The sequence below is a fragment of the Streptomyces sp. KL116D genome (assembly GCF_030766975.1).
GTDB classification, from domain to species: Bacteria; Actinomycetota; Actinomycetes; order Streptomycetales; family Streptomycetaceae; genus Streptomyces; species Streptomyces longispororuber_A.
The window spans coordinates 1-19,893 of sequence record NZ_JASERH010000038.1; the positions used below are offsets into that span (position 1 = coordinate 1).

A 19,893-nucleotide genomic window follows, 5' to 3' on the forward strand; every position below is an offset into this window, starting at 1 on the left:
GAGTGAGAGGGTCCAGAGGCGACCTGACATGAAGGGGATCGAGATGCCGAAGTACATGCTGATCATGCGAGGCACGGACGAATCCATGGCGAAAATGATGGAGACGCCCTTCGAGGAGATGCTCGAGACGGTGGGCCGGTTCAACGAGGAGCTGATCCGGGCCGGGGTGCTCGTCGCCGCCGAGGGCCTGGACGACCCGAGCCAGGGCGTAGTGGTCGACTACAGCGGCGAGACGCCGGTGGTCACCGATGGTCCGTACGGCGAGACGAAGGAACTGTTCGGCGGCTTCTACCTGATCGACGTCGCTTCCAAGGAAGAAGCGGTCGAGTGGGCCAAGCGGATGCCGGCGGTCGCGGGCTCGAAGTGCGAGATCCGCCGTGTGCCGGGCATCGACGAGTTCCCCCAGGACAATGAGTGGATCATCAAGGAGCGGGCCTGGCGCGAGCGGACCGGCCAGCTCTGATGCCCGGGACGCCTGACGGCCCGCCGATCGCCCAGTCGGCGCGGAGGGCCGTCGAGGCGGTCTGGCGGATCGAGTCCGCACGGATCGTCGGTGCGCTGGCCCGTTACACGGGAGACTTTGAACTCGCCGAGGACGTCGCGCAGGAGGCTGTCGCGGAAGCACTCGTCACCTGGTCGCGCGAGGGAGCACCGGCCAGCCCGGTGGGTTGGCTCCTGGCGACCGCGCGGCGGCGCGCCATCGACAGCTTCCGCCGCAAGTCGGCGCTCGACGAGCGCTATGGCCAACTCGCGGGCCGGCTGGCCGAGGGTGAGTTGACTTCGGGCGCGGCGACGGCGCGGGACGGGCCGGACGACCTGCCCTGGGATCCTGACCGGGTTGACGACGACGTCCTCGCGCTGGTGTTCACGGCCTGCCATCCGGTGCTCTCACCCGAGGCCCGGGTGGCGCTCACGCTGCGTGTAGTGGGCGGCCTGTCCAGCGAGGAGATCGCCCGGGCGTTCCTCGCGCCCGTGCCGACCGTCCAAGCCCGGATCACCCGTGCGAAGAAGACGATCGCCGCGGCGGGAGTACCTTTCGAACTGCCCCCGTCCGAGGAACGGCGGGAGCGGCTCGGCGGTGTCCTGAGCGTGCTCTACGTGATCTTCGCTGAGGGCTCGACGGCTACGACCGGCGACCGCCTACTGCGGCCTGATCTCGCGTACGAGGCGATCCGGCTGGCTCGGACGCTGGCCGCGCTGCTGCCCGATGAGCCGGAGGTCTACGGGCTGCTTGCCCTGTTCGAGCTCACGGCCGCGCGCTTTCCTGCCCGCACCGGGCCGGACGGCGAGCCGGTGCTCCTGGAGGACCAGGACCGTCGCCGGTGGGACCGCCCGGCGATCCGCCGCGGTCTGGCCGCACTCGGCCGGGCCACGGCTGCCGGTCGTGGCCTGGGACCCTACGGCCTGCAGGCAGCGATCGCCGCCTGCCACGCGTCGGCGTCCTCGGTTGCGGAGACGGATTGGGAGCGCATCGTGCTCCTCTACGAGGCGCTGGGCCGGGTGGCTCCTTCGCCCATCGTCGACCTCAACCGAGCGGTCGCCGTCGCGATGGCGTACGGGCCGCAGCAGGCCCTGTCGATGGTGGACGGGTTGGTCGTCTCCGACCGGCTGTCGGGGTCGTACCTGCTCCCGAGCGTGCGCGGTGAACTGCTCGCTCGTCTCGGTCGCACCGCCGAGGCCCGGGCCGAGTTGGAGCTCGCCGCCCGCCTGTGCGGCAACGACCGCGAACGGTCGTTGCTGCTGCGCAAGGCGGCTGCCCTGACGTGATGCGGGCACGCGTGACTGCTGATGACTTCGTTCCAGGACTCGAACAGCCCGGCGGTGTTGTGGCCGCCGGGCTGGAGGTGGAAGCACAAACGGGGCCCCACGATCGGGGCCCCTCGCGTGGTAGCCCAACACTTTGGCCATCGACGCGCTTGTCCGGCCCAGACGCTGCCGCAGCAGCGGAGGTGGCTTTTGGGGTGAGCAGGCGCGGTCAGCGGTCGGAGTAGCTGAAGTCGCCGATGGTCCAGGCGCTGACGTCCTCGATGGCCACGCGGTACATGCCGCCTGTCTCCGGGATGCCGACGGTGCCCTGCAGGATCCGGGCCAGGTGGAAGTGCAGGTGGGTGGGCGGTCCGTTCCGGTCTGCCGCGGACGTGAACGTGGTGGCGAAGTCGTGCAGGCGGGCGGAGTCGGCCAGCACCTCGGCCACCCGCTGGCGCCAGGCGGCTTCGGGGGCCAGCCGGCCCGTGATCACGGTGCCACCGGTTACTACAGTCAGCGACATCTGGTTGCTCTGCCCGGATTCCACCAACGTGGCCAGGTCGACGAGCAGTTCGTCAGGTTTCGACATGGCAGAGGATTCTAGCCAGCGCGGTAATGGCGGTCGCAGTCCGGGACACTGCGAGCTGCGCAGACTGCTCAGCGAGTGGTGGGCGCGCTGCGTTAGCAGGCGTGATTCACTCCGGTTCGTTGGTCAGGTGTAGGCCGTGGTGGATGATCCGGTGGGCGATGTCGCTGGTGGTGGTGCCGTCGGTGTAGGAGCGGGCTTTGATGAGGGCCAGGGCGTCCGTGATGCCGCAGCCTTCTCTTTGCGCGGTGATGCCGGTGGCCTGGTGGACCTCGTCGTGCAGGTCGGTTTCCCCGTACAGCCAGGGGTCGCCGTCCGGGCCGAGGAGGATGTCCTCGGTCAGGGCCGCACCGATGCGCTGAAGGTTTGCTGGCCGGGGCAGGCTTTCGTGGTCGTACACCACCAGCACACCTAAGCGCGTGCCTGCGGCGGTGAGTGGCACGGCGGCAACAGCCCGCAGCCCGAGATCGTGGATGCCGCACCCGTAGGCCGGCCAGCGCGCCAGCAGATCGGAGCCCGCGGCGGCCACCGGTTCCCCGCTACGCGCCGCCTCTCTTTTCGCGCCTTGGCCGAGCACCCACCCCAGATCCTGTGCCCGTTCGGCACGCTCATCGGACGAGGCGACCGCGAGGCGCTGCATGTTCGGGTCGAGCAGCACCAGCGCCCCGGCGTCGACCCCGCACGCCGCAACGACACTGCTCATGAAGAGGGGACGGGCTTCCTGTGTGCTGTGCGACCAGGCGGCCAGCCGACGGGCGTACGCCTCCTGCATCTCGGCAGCCGCCAGGTGGCGAGCGGCCGTCGCGCGGTGGCGCGCGGCCAGACGCCGGAGCATCGCAGGTTCGCTGTGCTGTGCCAGGCGATCGTGCTGCTCGGCCGCCGCGGCCGCAGCCGCCGCACGAGCACGCGCTGCGGCAGCACGCTGCCGCGCCATCTCGGCATCATCACCCCAGGATCGGTCCTCGCCCACACCTGCAAGCTACTCCAGGAACTCCCCGTGCGAAGCGTGCACATGACACGAAGACAACTCCGGTCCCAATCCTGGCTGTTGCTCCGCAAAGCTGGTGCAAGAGGATGATCTGAGGGCTCAGACTCTTGGCAGGAGGATGCGCGGATGTCGAGGAGGGGCGGCCATGGCGGACAGGTTGCGGATCTTGCTGGTCGACGACCACGAGGACACCTTGCTTGCCCTGGAGGCCGCTTTGATACCGCTCGGGCATCCGGTGGAACGCGCTACCGGGGGCGCACAGGCGCTCAAAGCGGCTCTGAAGGGCTGTGTCGGGCTGATCGTCATGGATGTGCGCATGCCCCGGGTCAGCGGGCTGGAAGTGGCCCGCTATCTGGTTCGGCTGGATCAGACCCGCCACATTCCCATCATCCTGGTCACGGGGATGTGGCTGGACGATGCGCTGACCGGCGAGGCATTGGAGGCGGGTGTTGCCGACATCATCCACAAACCGATCAACGTCAATGCTCTCCAGGTCAAGGCCGGCTATCTGATGCGCCAGAGCGAGGAGTTCGCAGGCGCGCCCACGTCGGATCGTCGCCGGTAGGGCCGAGTGGCCGCAGGATCTCGGCCACGTGTCTCCTTGCCTGCTCCATGGACGGAGCAGGGGGAGAGTGCCCGCTGTACGAGCCGCGAACGGAGCGGCCGGGCCCGGCGCTCTGTATCCCATGACCGGCAGACGGTTTGCGTGTACGGGCAAGGCGGCCGCTGGCAAGTGACAGAGGCGAAACACAAAGCTCAGCGTGTCAAGTACCCCTTGAGAACGTGCGAGTTGGCGTTCTACTCTCCTGGTGGAGGCGTTGGGACCAAGCGCCACGGCAATACCGGCTGCTGCTCGCGCCCTGCCTGCCTCCCTGCTGCAGAGGCGGCTCAATGTGGCGTGGCCTGCATGCCCGCTGGGACCGCAATCGCCGACTGAAGCGATCCCAGCTCCCGTCCCCTTGCCACCGGTAGAGCATCTCCCGCCTCCCGGCCGCAGGGGACACCACGTGCGGGACAAGCAGGGGAGCACGAGTCCCGCACGCCAGGACGGCCGCTGCCGCACCACCGGCAGCGGCCGTCCCCCAACCGCCTTGACATGCGCTCCCCGCTCACGCCGGATGCGCTCCTTGCTTCGAACGGTACGCCGGGAGGCAGCTTCGCGGGCCACCTCGGTCGACTTGCGCGCTGTCCCCTGGCCCGCCGGCTCTTCGCGCACGCGAAGACACAGAGCGAATGTCGCACCGCGGGGACTGCTACGCGCGTGCACCGGAGAGGAATCTATGTGTCGGCGCCCCCCATGACCTTGGGTCAGCCCGCTACTGGGGCAGCGCGCTTCCCGGGTGTTTCCTCACCGGTCTGGTCGCAGGGGCATGCCCGAGGCCGGCACTGCGAGCAGAAGGTCGGGGCCGCACGGTCGGCGATGCGGCTCCGACCCCACGGCCGGACACGGCGCCCGGCGTCCCTGGGGCTGCGGCTTCGATGAGGTAGACGGGGGCGGAGCCGCGCCGCCGACTGCGCGGCTCCGCCCCTCTGCTCGTGCTCCATTCCGCGCGTGGCCTGGCGTCCATCCGACGGGGTGTACTCCCGCACATGCCAACGCACGGAGCAGGTGAAGGCAGCGTGTGAGAGGGAACGCGCTGTCTCACTAGCGGTCTTGTCGCAGGCGCCGTCGGCTTGCGGCACGGCCCCTATGGGACCTGGATAGCAGTGCACGCGTGTAGCTGTCTCGACGGATTCGGGACTGGCACGCCATCTCCACGCGGTGTGGCCGCTGTGCCACCGGCCGCTGCTCAAGCACGGCCTCGTGGCCCTGCCCGCTGCTACAGAGGCTCCGCGGGCAGCTGGTCGTGGAAGTCTGGTGCCGGTGATCGGGTGTCGGGGGCAGGCGGCGGGGCTGTCCCGCTGGCCGGGCTAGAAAAGACCGCACCCGTAGGCGATTCCGAAGATCGCAAAAGCGCAGCCGGTCAGGACGAACGTGCGCGGAGTCCAGCCCTCGACACCCGTGCGCCCGGCGGTCTCGCCCCACCCGTCCCCTCCGTCGCGCTCTCGGCGTGCTTTGAGCCGGGGCCCGACTGTTGCCCACAAGATGCCGAAGGCGATGAACAGGACCATCACGAGTATGCGCACGGGGCCTCCTGATAGACGGTGCCGTACGAATGCCCGCACTGGAGATCGGCACTCAAGCGTTCGAGGTGTCACAAGTTGCCCGACGGTCCTGTCAGTTGTGCGAGACCGGCACCGAGGACGTCGGCTCGCCCCTCGAACGACACCGACTGCCGCCACCCCGGCCGCCCGCCCAGGAGGAACCCCCATGCCCGAACAGGTCCGAGAGCCGTCGCCCCTTGTCCTGGACCCCGAAGCCTCCGACCACCACGCCGAGGACCAGGCGTTACGCGCCCGTGGCCCGGCCACCCGCGTGGACGTCCTGGGCCTGACCGTCTGGTCGGTCACGGACCCCGCCCTCCTCAAGCAGCTGCTCACCAGCGCGCAGGTCTCCAAGGACGGCCGCGCTCACTGGCCCGCCTACGCCGACACCGTGTCCACGTGGCCGCTCGCCCTGTGGATCGCGGTGGAGAGCATGTTCACGGCGTACGGCGGCGACCACCGCAGGCTGCGCCGGATGGTCGCGCCGGCCCTCAGCGCCCGCCGCATCCAGGACCTGAGGCCGACCGTGGAGTCGATCGTCACCGCTCTCCTCGACGACCTCGGCACACGGCCTTCCAGCCAGAGCGTGGATCTGCGCGAACACTTCGCCTACCCCTTGCCCATCGCGGTCCTCGGCCGCCTCATGGGCATCCCCGACACTCAACTGCAGGGCTTCCGCACCGTGGTGGACGGCGTCTTCGACACCACGGCCACCGCCGCGCGGGCCGCCGAGAACACGGCGTCGCTCTACAAAGCCCTCGACGACCTGATCGCCACCAAACGCGCCGAACCCGCCGACGACATGACCACGCTCCTCATCGCAGCCCGCGACGACGAGGGCGACGGCGACGGTTTCACCGACCGCGAGCTGCGTGACACCCTCCTGCTGATGATCAGTGCCGGTTACGAGACCACAGTGAACGTCATCGACCAGGCGGCCACCGCCTTGCTGACCAACCCCGAGCAGCTCGGTCACCTCCGCGCGGGCCGGGCGACCTGGGACGACGTCGTGGAGGAAACCCTGCGCCACGAACCCGCCATCAAGCACCTACCCCTGCGCTACGCCCTTACAGACATCCTCCTGCCCGACGGCCGGACAATCCCCCGCGGCGACGCGATTCTCGCTTCCTACGCCGCCGCCAACCGTCACCCTGACTGGCACGGTCCCACCGCCGACCGCTTCGACGTCACCCGGCCGGCAAAGGACCACCTGTCGTTCGGCCATGGCGTCCACTTCTGCCTGGGCGCCCCGCTGGCCCGTCTGGAAGTGGCCACGGCACTCCGCCTGCTCTTCACCCGCTTCCCCGACATCGAACTGGCCGTTCCCGCCTCCGAATTGAAGCCTCTGCCCACCTTGATCAGCAACGGTCACCAGACCCTGCCGGTCCACCTTCGCCGCAGCTCGGCCGGATGACCGGATGCGAACACCGTCTACAGCTACGTCGCCCACTGGCAGACCGGCGACATCATCGCGGAGATCATCGGGCTGTGGCGACCTCCTCGGCCTGCTGCTGACCGTGCCGGTCACCGCCCGCCGTATCTGAGACACCGCGGCCGGAGTAACCCTGCGCTCCCGCGTAGCAGGCGCCCCCGATCCGCAAGGCTTGTGGTGACGCCGGCTACCGCACCACCGCCATCAACCACGGGGCCCGTCTCGGCATCGATGCCCACTCCGTCCAACGCCCGCCCGGCAAGCGGGGGTACACCGTCATCCCGAGGCGGTGGACTATCGAGCGCGGCATCGGCGGGCTCATGGACCATCGCAGGGTGTTGAGGCGCGCTCGGCTTTCTTGCCGGACTTCTTGTCGGTGAAGATCCGGATGCAGCCCGCTTCGCTGAGTGCGTGGATCTGCCGGTCGAGCAACGGGCCCCTCGCCGACACGCGGGCGTACCCCACGAGGGGGCAGCGGAAATGCGGGGCCCGGATCGCCAGGGCCGTCGGTTTCCGCAGCCGTCCGCACAAGAGGCCGTACTCCCGTCGTACGAGTCGGGGGTACGGCCCAGGGAACGTGTCCGGGTGATGCTCGATCAGACGGGGATGTCTGTCAGGCGCCGCAGGGTGAACGGCTCGGCGAGGATCTCGTCCAGCACCTTCGCGACGTGGGCGAAATGCGGCAGCGAGAAGTGGTGGTCCAGGGCGGCGGTGTCGGCCCACTCCTCCACGATGATCATCCGGTCGGGACGGGTGGGGTCGGCGTACGGCTGGTAGCCCAGGCAGCCCTCCTCGGCCAGCGACGGCGCGATCATCGCCTCCAACTCCTGGCGCAGGCGCTGCTCATGGCCCTGCTTGGCGGTGAACGCGGCAACGATGATCAGCGTGTTCGACATGGAAAGCTCCCCTAGGGGTTGAGAACGCCGTGGTCGGTGCCGGTGATGACCGGCGGATGCCCTCCATCCTGCGAACCACCTCCCGCCTCACCCAGAGCTCCGCTCGACCCCGGACCGCCGTGCCTGGGTCCAGCAGAACCAGGCACCACAGCACCGCTGTACCTGACACTGTGGCCATGGACCGTACGCAGCAGCTCAGTGAGTTCCTCAAGACCAAACGGGCCCGCCTGCGACCGCAGGACGTGGGAGCCGAGTCCTTCGGCGGACAGCGCCGCGTACCGGGCCTGCGCCGCGAGGAGTTGGCGCTGTTGGCCGGGGTGAGCGTCGACTACTACACCCGTCTGGAACAGGGCCGGGCCCGCAATGTCTCCCCCGATGTGCTCAACGCCGTCGCCGACGCGCTGCTGCTGGACGCCGACGAACGAGCTCACCTGCACAACCTCGCCAAACCCGCCCGCACCCGTCGGCGCCCGGCCCGCCCTCAACAGGTCGGACCCGAGATGCGCCAGGCCCTTGCGGCCCTGGCCGGCGTTCCGGCCTACATCATCGGACGGCGCCTGGACATCCTGGCCTGGAACGAACCCGCCCGAACGCTGATCGCCGACTTTCCCTCGCTCCCAGCTGCCGAGCGGAACATGGCCCGGCTGGTCTTCCTGGACGAGTCCGCCAAGGACCTGTATCCCGACTGGAAGGCCAAGGCACGCGACACCGTGGCCAACCTGCGCCTGGACGCCGGCCGCCACCCGGACGACCCCCAGCTGGCCGTGCTGGTGGGCGAACTGTCACTGGGCAGTGCCGACTTCCGCCGCCTGTGGGCCGACCACCATGTGCGCGGCAAGACCCGCGGCCGCAAACGGTTCGCCCATCCCCGAGTCGGTGAACTCGAGCTCGACTACGTCGCCATGCGGGCCCCCGACGACCCCGACATGACCATGATGATCTACAGCGCGCCGCCCGGCACCGAGGCCGCCGTCAGTCTCCAACTCCTTGCCGGACTATCCGCTCCTGCGACCCCCGGTGTTCCCGACCGCCCGGCCGACAGAGTGCGCCAGATGTGACCGCTTGCGGCGCCCGGTCGGGGTGTACCGGACCTCCACTGGCAAGGACGCTGTTCCTGCCCGCGCTTGACCACGATGAGACGAACCGTCCGGTCGGGGTGCTACGGCGTCGGCTGCCGCTCGTCCGTGGGTGCGCGTGGTCCGGTTACGGCGGTGGCGGCGAGGTCCAGGCGTACCTGCATGTCGAGGTTCACCTCGCCGAACGGACGCGCATGCGACCAGCCCAGCGGGATCAGGCCGCGCCGATCGGCAGGCGTGAGAAGCTCGGCCCACTCCGGTCCGCCGAGGATGTCCTGGAGCATCAGGATGTTCACGTAGACCAGAGCCGATTGCAGGCTCCGCAGACACAGGACGAATATCTCCTGCTCGTCGCGCCGGTCCGAGGCGATCTCCCCTTTCACGGCCTCCAGCCGCGAGTGCTGCGGTTCGACGAGCCCCGTCCTCTCGCTCGACGTCCCGGCGCCTGCCCCGGCCGATCTCCGCGCCGCCGCCCTCTGGCGACGTCCCGTGCGGGCGGGGCAGGACTCGTTGAACAGCCGAACAGAGTATTCAACGCTGGCTCGTCCCATCGGGGCAGCTGGAGTGTTGCCCATGCTGGTGCCACGCAGCAGGGAGAGGGAGAGGTCGCTATGCCATGCTCTGTGCGCCGTCCAGGGACTCGCGGATGATGTCGGCGTGGCCGCTGTGCTGGGCGGTCTCGGCGACCAGGTGCATCAGGACGTGGCGGATCGTCCAGGCGGCCCCGGGCTCGTTCCAGGGGGCCTTCGGCAGCGGCCATGAGGCGTCGAGATCGGGCACGGAGGCGATCACGGCATCGGTCTCGTGCGCCGCCTTCTCGTAGTCGGTCAGGACGCCCGCCAACGTTTCGCCGGGCAGCATCCGGAAGGTCGCCGCGCGTTCGGCCCAGTCCGCCTCCGTCATCGCTGTGAAGTCGGGCAGGACGGAGGGGCCGTGCTGGATGAACGCCGCCCAGCTCCGCTCCACCCGGGTGACATGCTTGATGAGTCCGCCCAGACACAGCTCACTGGCGGTGGTCCGCAGACCCGCCTGCTCGTCGGTGAGGTCGCGTGTGGTGAACCGGATGAAGTGCCGCTGCTTGGCCAGCCCTTCGAGCCAATCGGCGCGCTCGCCGGTGGCAGCCGGGGTGACAGTCTCGGCTTCCTCGTGGGAGATCGTCTCGTTGTCGGTCATGGCGTCCGCCTTCCGTGAGCTGCTGGAATGTTAGCGGTGCCACAGTAGGAGCCATCTAGGTCAGTTCCGGTCCTATATGGCGCGGAGATCGGGGAAGACCAGGACACCGAGAGGTCGTAGACGGGGGAAATCCATGGTGGACAGGGCTCGGTTCTCATGCAGATCTGATCGACTCCTGCTCTTGCTCCGACCAGCGAGCCACACGCCCTGCGTCCTTATGTCACTTGCAGGCACTGCACCGCCCCAGCGTGGGCGACGCACAGGCTGCCGCCGACCGTCATCTCGCCATCGGATACGGGGTGTCGGCCATCGTCAGGCCAACGTAACAACGCCCACCGACAAGTCAGCCGCGCGTCCCCTGCCGCCGCCACGTGCGCCCGCCGTCGTCCGAGGCGTACAGCCCCTCGCCCTTCACCAGGTCGTACGTCTCTGTCGTCGCGTCCGCGATGCCGTACAGCGTCTTGCCCTGGACGGTGAGTGAGGTGAACGGCACCGGGGTCTTGAGCTGGTGGAAGGCCCGGTTCGAGCGGTCGTCGGCGAGCCAGGAACGGCCCCCCTTCTCGCCGACGAGCAGCCGCCCGTCCGGCAGCGCCTGCAGTACCAGGAACACCAAATCGCGCTTGAGGTCCTGCCAGGGGATGCCGCCCCCGGTGAGATTGCGCCAGTGCGCGCCGTCGTCCGCGGTCACCATCAGGCCTCGGACCGTGCCGTTGGGGCCGCCGCGGAGCAAGGCCAACGCCGTCGTGCCGCCCGCCGCGGTGACGGCGCCGCCGCTGGAGTACGGCTGCGGGATCGGCGTGGAGGTGAGGGTGCGGCCGTCGCGTTGCTGGACGACGAGGTTGGGCTTCTGCGATTGGACAATGAACCAGAGCGTGCCGCGCTCGTCCATTGCGGAGTCTCCGAATATCGATGCGCCTGCCGGGGCCGCCACGGTGCGGTTGGCGGGGCGGTAGAGGAGAGCCGGCATCGGCTCGTTGAGGACGATGTCGCCGGGTCGGGTGCCCAGCGCACGGTCCGACGTGGTGACCTTGTGCCGCTTGCCGCGTACGTCGAGCGCGTACACGCTCTCCGCGCCCCGGCTGCTGCGGTGCCAGCGGACGAAGCCGTCGCGCACGCCGATGTACTGGTCCGGCTGGTCCTCCACGTTCGCGTGCCACGCCTGCTGCGCGACCGTGCGGCCGGCAGGCGAGACGATCCGCCAGGCGGCGGCCGCCGGGCCCTCGTCGTCCCCGAAGTAGCGCACCTTGTACGACAGCAGCAGGGAGCCGTCGCCCGCCCGCGCCACCCCGGCCGGTGCGCCGGCCGCCTCGATGACGGCGTCAGGACTCGGGTGCGGGTCCTTGATGACACGCTTGTACGCCGCCTCGCGGTCGCCGCTGCCGACCCCGGAGTTGCTCTGCGCACACCCGGTCAACGCCAGGGACGTGACGCTCACGACCGCCGCGGCGACTGTGAACACGTGCCTTCTCAGCCTCACCATCGCGCCATCCTCGCAGCCCAGCGTCGTGGAAGGGCACCTTCCGGACTCTTGATCATCTCGAACCGGTAACCGGCCGCCTGATCGGCAGGCCGCGCCGCGAAGCTTCGGGCATGTCCTCGGCACCGGGATCGGGCTTCACCGGGCTCGAGGTCGCCACAGCCATGGGAGAGCGCCTTCACCGCATCGCCGATCCCCACGGCATGAGCGACGAGGTACGCGTCGTGATCGTCGACCGCGCCGACACCCTTGGCCCTGAACTCGGACCCGGTCCCCGCCCCTACATCGAGTCCGTCGTCGGCGCCCTGGGCGTCGAGCAGCGACTCGGCCGCACCGTGGAATCGGTGACACCCGACCAGGTGGTCCTCTCAGACGGAGAGGTAAGCCTGCCACCGGCGCTGTCACGCTCACGCTCCGTCAGCGTGACAGTGGTGACGGCACGGGGCGAGGGGAGTGCTGCTGGACGGGCCGGTGTGGCTTCACTCTGCGTGGCCGATGCCGTGCGGTGCAGGGGATGCCGCGCGGCTGCGTCTCGTCCTGCCATGGGGGTGTGCAGTCGGATGGCGCTGTGGTGCGCACCGGCTTTCCGGCGCTGTGACGGACCGGTGCGCAGCTGTGGGCGTCGTCGTGCGCACGGGGCCGGGGTGAGGTGCGCAGTGGTATTGCGCAGTGCCGTCGGGCACCCGTCTGGGCTGCGCAGTGCACCGCTGCCAGAGGCCACTGCGCAACCCTGCCGGCCAGATTGCGCAGCACCCCGGCCCTGCTCCGCGGAGCACTGCGCAAGTCTTGTCGCTGCCAGCTGCGCACAGAGTGCTACGCCAAGGCGTACCGTCCTGGTGCAGGGCACCGGTACGCGTTTTCCGTGCCCCGTGAAAGGCGTACCGGTCGACCTTTGGAGCCCGTTCCAAGCGCAGACCGGTGCCGGCCACGGCGACCTGGCCGCAATGGTTCTGGGAGTCAACGGATGGCCGGTGACCTGGGCAGAGGCGCTGACTGGTACGCGTTTCGGTACGCGTTTCCGGTGTACCTGAAAACGCGTACCGGCCACCGATGAGGCTCGGGCGTCGCGCCTCGATCGGGCAGCGGCCCGGCCGTTCGCACCGGCGTCAGGGCAGGCGACCGGTACGCGTTGGAAATCCGTACGCGTACCGGTCCTCGGGCGTGCGCAGTTGCGGCACCGGAGCGCCCCATCGGTGCGCAACTCCACTGCGCACCGACGCCGTCGCCGTGGTGCGCGAGCTCACTGCGCACCGGTCGGATCGGCACCCGCGGGGGCTGCGACTGGACGTTGCGCACCGACTGGCTGCGGCGGTGCGCAATCGACTGCGCAGCGGTCGGCGAATCTGCGCAGTCGGCCCGCAGAGCCGGTGCGCAGCTGGTGCGCAGTCCGTCCGGTCGGCTGGTGCGCGATTGTGCGTACCGGTCTGCATACCGGGTGAGCGATTACAGAAGGTGATGGAAATGTGATCGCGGGCTGCGGGCATCGGTACGCGTTCCGGTACGCCCTGGGGCGTGAACTTCCTCTACGGGCCCCATGATCCGCTGCTGTTGGTGGCTGCGGATCCCGGTTGGAAGGAGTGGCGATGAGCGGTGCGCAGCAGGGATTTGGCGGGTTGATCCAGCGCGGTCCGATGGCAAGCGATGTGCTCGGCGCGCATTACACGACGGTCTTCAACCAGGCGGTGCGGGACCGGCGGTTGTCCCGTCGCGCCCGCGGCCTGTTGGTCGAACTCCTCAGCCACCGCGAGGGGTACGGCATCTCGCTGGAGATGCTCCTCGCCGGCGGCCCGGAGAAACGCGACGCCCTGCGGGCCGGGTTGCGCGAGCTGGAGCAGCACGGCTACCTGCTCCGCCATCGCGTCCGCGCGGAAGGGGGACGGCTGGGCGAGACGCGGTACGTCATCACCGACATGCCCGACGGCGTAAGCCTGTCTGTGCCCCCTCCTCAACTGCCCCGGAGCGCCGCTGATGAGCCGGGCGCGGGCGAAGCGAGTTCCCGCAGGTCACCGCCTACGCCGGAAAATCCGTCCCTGGACGGGGTGCCGGAACAGCGCAGGTCAGAACCTAAGTCGGATTTCCCTACGTTGGCTGAGCCTACGTTGGTAAATCCGACACATAAGAAGAACAAGAACTTCAAGAAGACCAACTACCAGAACACCAACCCCCTCCCTCCATCCCGGCCGAGCATGCCGGAACGAACGGGAGGGACGCCTGGCGCGGTCACGGCCCGGGGCGAGGCAGCCTTGCTGGCGATCGCCCGTCACCACCCCGAACTGCAGGCCGCGTTGGCCACCGGCAGCACGCTCACCGACCAGGCTGCGCTGGTCGGCAGGCTCCTGGAGGGCGGGGTGAGCCGTGAGCACCTCCGGGAAGCCCTCACCGGCCGCCCCTATCCGCCGCCCGCACAGCGCACCCACTCGCTGGCCGCACTCGTCGCCGCCCGCCTGCGGCAACTCGCCCAGCTCGCCGCCAGGGCCGACCATGCCCGCACCACCGCGCAGGCACCACCCGCAGCCGGGGACGCCATCGAGCACGCGCGCTGCCCGGAACCCGGGCCGGCGGCGCCGCGGCCGGAGTGCCCGGGCCAGGACGGCCTGTGCGGACGCCCCGTCGGCGCCCCCGGCGAACTCTGCCCCGCCTGCCGCAGCCGCCAGGCAGGCGACTGACGCCACGATGTGATCCACAATGTGGGAGCGTCAACAGCCGGGGGAGGCCTGTGATGTGGACCGTAGCGGCGGCCATGGTGTGGGGAGCGGCGGCAGGTTGGTTGATACGGCCCGCCGCCTACCGGATGTCCGTCCCGGCCGGCACCGAATGGCACCGGCACTGCCCGGACGGGCACCCCCTGCCGGGCGGCGCGCGCGGCTGGCTCACCGCACCACCCTGCCCCTGCCGGCCCCGCACCCACAGCACCCCCCTGAGCCACACAGCCCTCCCCGCCGCCACAGCCCTCATCTGCGGCCTGCTCGCGGCGGCCACCCAGCCACACCCGGAGCTTCTCGCCCAGCTGCTGCTGGCCCCCATCGCAGTGCTCCTCGCTGTCATCGACGCCCGCGTGCACCGGCTCCCGGACGTGTTGACCCTGCCGCTCGCCGCAGCCGCGCCAGCCTTGCTCGGCGCGGTCAGCCTCCTGCCAGGAGAGGGCGGTTCGTGGACCGGCTCGGTGGTGGGTGGGCCGGGGCTGGCAGCCGTCTTCTTCCTCATGTTCCTGGCCAGTCCCAAGGCGATGGGGTTCGGCGACGTCAAACTCGCCCTCACCGTCGGCGCAGTACTCGGCTGGTACGGCTGGCGCGCCCTGGTCCTCGGCGTCTTCGCGGGCTACCTCATCGCCGGCGTCCACGGGATCACCCTGCTGGCACGCCGCAAAGCAACCGGCACGACAGCCTTGCCGTTCGGGCCGCCGCTCCTTCTCGGAACCCTGGTTGGCCTCACCCTCGGCGGCGTCCTCGCGTGAGGCAGCCAGTCGGGCGACCAGGGGGCTGCCGCCAGCACCACGTGATCACCGGCGAGCAGGGAGTCCCGCTCGCGGTGTCGCTGACCGACGGCCACCGCAACGACGTCACCCAGCTGATGCCCTGTTCGAGAGAATCCCGGCCGTGGCGGGCACAGTCGCGCTCACTGCAGGTGATCGGCGCAGATTGTCGGAACTGGCCTTGCGGCGCACCGCGGGAGCCCACACTGCACCTCATGCCCAACTGGCTCAGCACTCTCCTCATCGCCGTCGTCACCGCCGTCCTCACCACGACCGTGGCGAGCCTGACCGTCGTGCCGCGGCTCGAAGCCCGAAACCGGCGTATTCAGGCTGGCCATCAAGCACGCGAGCGGTTCGGGACCGCGATCCTCACCGTCCTGGTCACCGGCTCGCTCCTGAATAGCCTGGCCATCCCGCAGGAGGCGACTGCTGCGGTGCGGGACGGCCTCGAACGTGAAGGGGCGCGGTGGCGGCAGCAGTTGAGCAAAGCCACGGAGGAGCTGGCCGACAGCACTGCCCCGCTGACCTTCGTGTTCGTGCTGCGCGAGGTGGCGATCAGGTTCGCGTTCACGTCGCGCATGGTGTGGATCTCCGAGCGCAGTGAGGCCGACAAGCTGACGGCGCTCCTCGAACTCGCCGGGGCTGCACAGAACCTGTACTTCACGGCGTGGTGGCGGCGCCCGAAGCGTGTCCGCTCGCTGAAGCGTCTGGTGCTGGTGATGGATGCGCTCCAAGAGGACCAGCCGCTGCCAGGCCAGTCGTCTTCGTCCTCCGGTTCCTCCGGGGCGCCGGGCGTCGGCACGAGTGGAACTTCCGGGATCTCGGGGGCTGCTTCGGGCAGTCCAAGTTAGTCACGTACGGCCTTGTTGTCGCCGGTAGCGTCGGCGAGGCGGGCGGCGGCGTCGAAGGCTCGGGTCCGGATGCGTTCGATCTCGCCCGTGATGTCTCGATCGGGTATCCGGCCTCCTGCCGCATCCGTACGACGGTCTCCAGGGAGTCAAGGCATGGACGAGCTCGTTCATAACGCCCGAGGTTAGGCTGAGCCCACCACCCTGACAGCGATCTTGCGGAGATGACACGGCACCGTGGAGATATCCCTGCGTGAAACTCAGGACCTTGACTTGCCCATCTTCTGGGAGCACCTGACGGACCCAGAAATGCAGCACATGGCGGCTGCTACGAGGAAGTACCACTACGACCGTGGCCACTTCGACGAGTACTGGGCCAAAGTACGGTCCGATCCAGCAAGGCTCCTGCGAACCGTTCTCGCCGACGGTGTCGTGGCGGGGCATGCCGCCGTAGCCGGGTCGCCCTCCGAGCGGGAGGTCTCTTATGTCATCGGGCGGGCCCACTGGGGTCGAGGCATCGCCTCGCAGGCGCTCGCTGAGCTGATCGAGCTGGAGGGGACCCGGCCGCTGCACGCCACCGCCGCTGCTGACAACGCCGGTTCCATCCGCGTACTTGAGAAGTGCGGCTTCGTCATGACGGGGCGCAGCCGTCACTTCGCGCGAGCTCGGGGCCAGGAGATCGATGTCGTGCACTTGACGCTGAACTGAGCGAGAGAGCCCTCGCTGGCCTCTCGTCCGGCCAACGTGACGACATTGTGCAGGTGAGTCTTCTGGGCTCAGGCACTGTTCCCTCGGCTTCACCTCAGGAGTGCAACGTTCTCGACGGCGACCAAGGCCTGGAGAGGTTCATCCTCCCTGTCCAGAGGCACTCCGTACCTCAATAGCACGCCGCGGGCCCGCCGGTCACGAAAGCACCAGGCTAAAGGGTGTTGCACAAGGCCGTGTTCGGGCAGGTCAGGGCGGGTGAGGGCGGTTCTCTGGTCATGATGCGAGGGCGAGGTTGTGCATCTGGGCGACGGCCTGGACGGCGTGGTGGAGGCCGTCGCCGTGTTGCCGGCAGTCGCGGAGGATCTTGTAGTTCTTCATCCGGCCGATCACGTGCTCGACGCGGGCCCGGACCGTGCGGTGGGCGGCGTTGTCGGCCTCTTCGCCTGGCAGCAGCGGGCGTCGGGGGCGTTTGCGGTGCGGGGTGATCATGCCGCAATTGAGGTAGGCGCCGTCGGCCAGCACGGTCACGCCCCGGCAGTGCTCGGCCAGGCCGGAGTTCCGCCAGGCGTGCGCGTCCGCGGTGGTGCCCGGCACCGGCCGGGACGCGGCGATCACGAGGCGGGTGTCGGCGTCCACGATGACCTGCACGTTCGCCGAGAACCGGTAGTTGCGGCTGGAGGAGCCGACCTGTCGGTCGCGGACCGGGACCAGGGTGCCGTCCACGATCCACAGCCGGTCCGCGGCGTCGGCCGGCCGGACGACGGGCTCCAGGGCCAGCAGCGGGCCCAGCTTCTGGATCACCCGGCACACCGTCGAGGACGAGATGCCGAAGAGCGGGCCGAGCTGCCGCATGGTCAGGTTCGTGCGGTAGTACACGGCCACCACCAGCACCCGTTCGGGCAGGGGCAGGCTCCACGGCCGGCCCCGCAGGGTGCCGTTGCCGCCCCGGTCCCGCACCGTCCTCAGCAGCCGCCCGAACCGCGTCATCGACAGCCCTGTGAACGTCTCCACCCACACCCGTTCAGCCCTCAACACCCCAGCCATACAACGGAAATGCCCAGTCCACGGCCTTGTGCAACACCCTTTAAAGGGTGTTGCACAAGGCCGTGTTCGGGCAGGTCAGGGCGGGTGAGGGCGGTTCTCTGGTCATGATGCGAGGGCGAGGTTGTGCATCTGGGCGACGGCCTGGACGGCGTGGTGGAGGCCGTCGCCGTGTTGCCGGCAGTCGCGGAGGATCTTGTAGTTCTTCATCCGGCCGATCACGTGCTCGACGCGGGCCCGGACCGTGCGGTGGGCGGCGTTGTCGGCCTCTTCGCCTGGCAGCAGCGGGCGTCGGGGGCGTTTGCGGTGCGGGGTGATCATGCCGCAATTGAGGTAGGCGCCGTCGGCCAGCACGGTCACGCCCCGGCAGTGCTCGGCCAGGCCGGAGTTCCGCCAGGCGTGCGCGTCCGCGGTGGTGCCCGGCACCGGCCGGGACGCGGCGATCACGAGGCGGGTGTCGGCGTCCACGATGACCTGCACGTTCGCCGAGAACCGGTAGTTGCGGCTGGAGGAGCCGACCTGTCGGTCGCGGACCGGGACCAGGGTGCCGTCCACGATCCACAGCCGGTCCGCGGCGTCGGCCGGCCGGACGACGGGCTCCAGGGCCAGCAGCGGGCCCAGCTTCTGGATCACCCGGCACACCGTCGAGGACGAGATGCCGAAGAGCGGGCCGAGCTGCCGCATGGTCAGGTTCGTGCGGTAGTACACGGCCACCACCAGCACCCGTTCGGGCAGGGGCAGGCTCCACGGCCGGCCCCGCAGGGTGCCGTTGCCGCCCCGGTCCCGCACCGTCCTCAGCAGCCGCCCGAACCGCGTCATCGACAGCCCTGTGAACGTCTCCACCCACACCCGTTCAGCCCTCAACACCCCAGCCATACAACGGAAATGCCCAGTCCACGGCCTTGTGCAACACCCTTTAAGAACTCCAGGTGGTGGCTGTGAGGTCGGCCAGGTCCACGGTCTCGAAGTCGTCCAGTTCGCGGACCAGTTGGGAGGCGAGGAACCAGTCCAGCCGCGGGTCGCCGTAGGGGAGGGGAGTGTCGTCGGCCGGTAGCGGGCGCAGTCCCTGGAGCGTCAGCTCGTAGGGCGTGCCGATCACGCCGTAGAGGCGATACCGGCGGGCCAGCAGTGCGATGTGCCCGTGGCGGACCAGGTGGGTGCAGCTGTGTGCGGACAGGCGTGCGTGCTCGACACACACGGGCGGCTGTGCGATGCGCACCGGGGCTTTGAGATCGGCTCCCTGGGCGGCCAGGAACAGCACGCCAGGTCGCGCAGCCGGCGTGCTCTGGCGGTGCACGTCGCGCACCCGGGTCACGCACACCTGGCACTGGAGGTAGAGCATGGTCTCGCGCTGCCGGGCGGGATGGACCAGCCGCCACCGCGGTGTTCCCTCCGGGCGGCGGTCGATGCCCAGCTCCTGGGAGACCCGGCCCCACAGCACGCCGCGCAGATCGCGGTCCCCGGGACCTTCGTTGATCCAGGCGAGTCGCTGTCGGCCGTCGGGGCCGGGGCGGACGCACAGGTGTCGCTCGAGGTCGGGTGTCTCGCCGTGCCGGACGGTGATGTACGGGACGGTGAGGCCCGCGCTGGTGGCCATGAGGTTTCCTTTCACGGAAAACCGGTGGGTGGTGGCGTGTGGGGAGACGGCGGGGGAGGACACCTCCCCACACGCCCGTCCGGACAGGACCCTTGTGGCAGGGCCGCATCCGGGTCTTGCACCGCCCGCCTCTGGTAGCGGGCGGAGCGAGTGGCCGGCCGCGACCTCCCCCACAGAAGCGCGACCGGACGCAGACGAGACGTGGCGCCGACCTGCATCGGGGGCCCCGGCTCAGGAGGCATGCGGCCTCAGTGTCATCACCAGGAGGGCGATGGCGCCGACCAGGGCCGGCAGCAGGATGAGCTGGACGGGGCCGAAGCCGAGCGTGGCCAGGTAGCGCAGCGGATGACGTATCACCCACCGCAGCCGCGGCACCCGCAAAAGCTGACGCCCTCGCGCCCGACGCCGGGGCACACCCGCCATCACGATCTCGCCCGCACCGGACGTAACGGGCCCAGCCGAGCGCCGACGTCCGCGGTGTTCCACGGGCTCGACACCCACGCGCCGATGCCTGCCTGCCAGATGGTCAATGCGGCGTGCTCATCCGGGCCATGCCAGCGCATCGAATACCTCGGCGCCACGACATCCGGCGCCGCGCCCCGTGATGCCAGGGCCAAGGACTTGGCTCGCGCGGGCCGCTCGCCGGCCGGAGAGGCGACCCCTGGGATATCGATGAAGGCCCCGACCGACACCCACCTGCGCCGGCGG

The 19,893-nt window shown here is 69.6% G+C and carries 21 protein-coding genes and 1 pseudogene; 10 read left to right on the forward strand and 12 right to left on the reverse strand.

What is annotated here, in order from left to right; all coding sequences use genetic code 11:
- Positions 1-28 precede the first annotated feature (28 nt).
- Positions 29-463: a YciI family protein gene (locus RBJ77_RS15145; protein WP_372345503.1), complete on the forward strand. Its 435-nt coding sequence runs from the start codon at positions 29-31 to the stop codon at positions 461-463.
- Positions 436-1,767 (forward strand): RNA polymerase sigma factor, encoded by a 1,332-nt coding sequence (locus RBJ77_RS15150; protein ID WP_372345556.1) that lies wholly within the window; start codon positions 436-438, stop codon positions 1,765-1,767. The genes RBJ77_RS15145 and RBJ77_RS15150 overlap by 28 nt, the downstream gene beginning before the upstream one ends.
- 208 nt (positions 1,768-1,975) lie before the next feature.
- Here the strand turns inward: RBJ77_RS15150 and RBJ77_RS15155 are convergent, their stop codons facing one another.
- Both RBJ77_RS15155 and RBJ77_RS15160 read right to left on the reverse strand, forming a co-directional pair.
- Positions 1,976-2,335, reverse strand: a complete 360-nt coding sequence (locus RBJ77_RS15155; RefSeq protein ID WP_372345504.1) for a hypothetical protein — start codon at positions 2,333-2,335, stop codon at positions 1,976-1,978.
- Positions 2,336-2,441: 106 nt separating this feature from the next.
- Positions 2,442-3,302, reverse strand: a complete 861-nt coding sequence (locus RBJ77_RS15160) for a GAF and ANTAR domain-containing protein (RefSeq protein ID WP_372345505.1) — start codon at positions 3,300-3,302, stop codon at positions 2,442-2,444.
- A gap of 163 nt (positions 3,303-3,465) precedes the next feature.
- Here RBJ77_RS15160 and RBJ77_RS15165 point away from each other — a divergent pair, with 163 nt between their 5' ends.
- Complete coding sequence (locus RBJ77_RS15165; protein ID WP_372345506.1) at positions 3,466-3,885, forward strand: response regulator; 420 nt, start codon at positions 3,466-3,468, stop codon at positions 3,883-3,885.
- A gap of 1,346 nt (positions 3,886-5,231) precedes the next feature.
- Here the strand turns inward: RBJ77_RS15165 and RBJ77_RS15170 are convergent.
- Positions 5,232-5,447 carry a hypothetical protein gene (locus RBJ77_RS15170; RefSeq protein ID WP_372345507.1) on the reverse strand — a complete coding sequence of 72 codons (216 nt, stop codon included), beginning with the start codon at positions 5,445-5,447 and terminating at the stop codon, positions 5,232-5,234.
- Positions 5,448-5,631: 184 nt separating this feature from the next.
- Here RBJ77_RS15170 and RBJ77_RS15175 point away from each other — a divergent pair, with 184 nt between their 5' ends.
- On the forward strand, positions 5,632-6,879 hold the full coding sequence (locus RBJ77_RS15175) for a cytochrome P450 (protein WP_372345508.1): 1,248 nt from the start codon (positions 5,632-5,634) through the stop codon (positions 6,877-6,879).
- Positions 6,880-7,215: 336 nt separating this feature from the next.
- On the opposite strand, the gene RBJ77_RS15180 is transcribed toward RBJ77_RS15175, so the two are convergent.
- Together RBJ77_RS15180 and RBJ77_RS15185 are read right to left on the reverse strand one after the other, a co-directional pair.
- Complete coding sequence (locus tag RBJ77_RS15180) at positions 7,216-7,362, reverse strand: recombinase family protein (RefSeq protein ID WP_372345509.1); 147 nt, start codon at positions 7,360-7,362, stop codon at positions 7,216-7,218.
- Positions 7,363-7,493: 131 nt separating this feature from the next.
- Positions 7,494-7,793: a putative quinol monooxygenase gene (locus RBJ77_RS15185; protein ID WP_372345510.1), complete on the reverse strand. Its 300-nt coding sequence runs from the start codon at positions 7,791-7,793 to the stop codon at positions 7,494-7,496.
- A 176-nt stretch (positions 7,794-7,969) separates the two neighbouring features.
- On the opposite strand from RBJ77_RS15185, the gene RBJ77_RS15190 reads away from it, so the two are divergent.
- Positions 7,970-8,851, forward strand: a complete 882-nt coding sequence (locus tag RBJ77_RS15190; RefSeq protein ID WP_372345511.1) for a helix-turn-helix domain-containing protein — start codon at positions 7,970-7,972, stop codon at positions 8,849-8,851.
- Positions 8,852-8,952: 101 nt separating this feature from the next.
- Here the strand turns inward: RBJ77_RS15190 and RBJ77_RS15195 are convergent, their stop codons facing one another.
- The 3 genes from RBJ77_RS15195 to RBJ77_RS15205 all read right to left on the reverse strand — a co-directional run bounded on the left by RBJ77_RS15195 (position 8,953) and on the right by RBJ77_RS15205 (position 11,477).
- Positions 8,953-9,252 (reverse strand): Tn3 family transposase, encoded by a 300-nt coding sequence (locus tag RBJ77_RS15195; RefSeq protein WP_372345512.1) that lies wholly within the window; start codon positions 9,250-9,252, stop codon positions 8,953-8,955.
- A gap of 226 nt (positions 9,253-9,478) precedes the next feature.
- Positions 9,479-10,042, reverse strand: coding sequence for a DinB family protein (locus RBJ77_RS15200; protein ID WP_372345513.1), 564 nt, complete (start codon positions 10,040-10,042; stop codon positions 9,479-9,481).
- Between the two features lie 343 nt (positions 10,043-10,385).
- Positions 10,386-11,477: a hypothetical protein gene (locus RBJ77_RS15205; RefSeq protein WP_372345514.1), complete on the reverse strand. Its 1,092-nt coding sequence runs from the start codon at positions 11,475-11,477 to the stop codon at positions 10,386-10,388.
- A 1,625-nt stretch (positions 11,478-13,102) separates the two neighbouring features.
- Here RBJ77_RS15205 and RBJ77_RS15210 point away from each other — a divergent pair.
- The 5 genes and pseudogenes from RBJ77_RS15210 (at position 13,103) to RBJ77_RS15230 (ending at position 16,547) form a co-directional block, all read left to right on the forward strand.
- Positions 13,103-14,185 carry a hypothetical protein gene (locus RBJ77_RS15210; RefSeq protein WP_372345515.1) on the forward strand — a complete coding sequence of 361 codons (1,083 nt, stop codon included), beginning with the start codon at positions 13,103-13,105 and terminating at the stop codon, positions 14,183-14,185.
- A 53-nt stretch (positions 14,186-14,238) separates the two neighbouring features.
- Entirely contained in the window at positions 14,239-14,973 is a 735-nt protein-coding gene (locus RBJ77_RS15215; RefSeq protein ID WP_372345516.1) for a prepilin peptidase, read from the forward strand.
- A 35-nt stretch (positions 14,974-15,008) separates the two neighbouring features.
- Positions 15,009-15,095 (forward strand): annotated as a pseudogene (locus RBJ77_RS15220) (IS5/IS1182 family transposase); the annotation flags it as partial.
- Between the two features lie 111 nt (positions 15,096-15,206).
- The gene (locus tag RBJ77_RS15225; RefSeq protein WP_372345561.1) at positions 15,207-15,842 is read left to right on the forward strand and encodes a hypothetical protein; all 636 of its coding nucleotides are present in this window, start codon (positions 15,207-15,209) and stop codon (positions 15,840-15,842) included.
- Positions 15,843-16,076: 234 nt separating this feature from the next.
- The gene (locus RBJ77_RS15230) at positions 16,077-16,547 is read left to right on the forward strand and encodes a GNAT family N-acetyltransferase (protein WP_372345517.1); all 471 of its coding nucleotides are present in this window, start codon (positions 16,077-16,079) and stop codon (positions 16,545-16,547) included.
- Between the two features lie 273 nt (positions 16,548-16,820).
- On the opposite strand, the gene RBJ77_RS15235 is transcribed toward RBJ77_RS15230, so the two are convergent.
- The 4 genes from RBJ77_RS15235 to RBJ77_RS15250 all read right to left on the reverse strand — a co-directional run bounded on the left by RBJ77_RS15235 (position 16,821) and on the right by RBJ77_RS15250 (position 19,560).
- Positions 16,821-17,591: a transposase family protein gene (locus tag RBJ77_RS15235; protein ID WP_372345518.1), complete on the reverse strand. Its 771-nt coding sequence runs from the start codon at positions 17,589-17,591 to the stop codon at positions 16,821-16,823.
- Between the two features lie 102 nt (positions 17,592-17,693).
- Positions 17,694-18,464 carry a transposase family protein gene (locus RBJ77_RS15240; RefSeq protein WP_372345518.1) on the reverse strand — a complete coding sequence of 257 codons (771 nt, stop codon included), beginning with the start codon at positions 18,462-18,464 and terminating at the stop codon, positions 17,694-17,696.
- A gap of 40 nt (positions 18,465-18,504) precedes the next feature.
- Positions 18,505-19,185 carry a hypothetical protein gene (locus tag RBJ77_RS15245; RefSeq protein ID WP_372345519.1) on the reverse strand — a complete coding sequence of 227 codons (681 nt, stop codon included), beginning with the start codon at positions 19,183-19,185 and terminating at the stop codon, positions 18,505-18,507.
- A gap of 231 nt (positions 19,186-19,416) precedes the next feature.
- Positions 19,417-19,560, reverse strand: coding sequence for a hypothetical protein (locus tag RBJ77_RS15250; protein ID WP_372345520.1), 144 nt, complete (start codon positions 19,558-19,560; stop codon positions 19,417-19,419).
- Positions 19,561-19,893 lie beyond the last annotated feature (333 nt).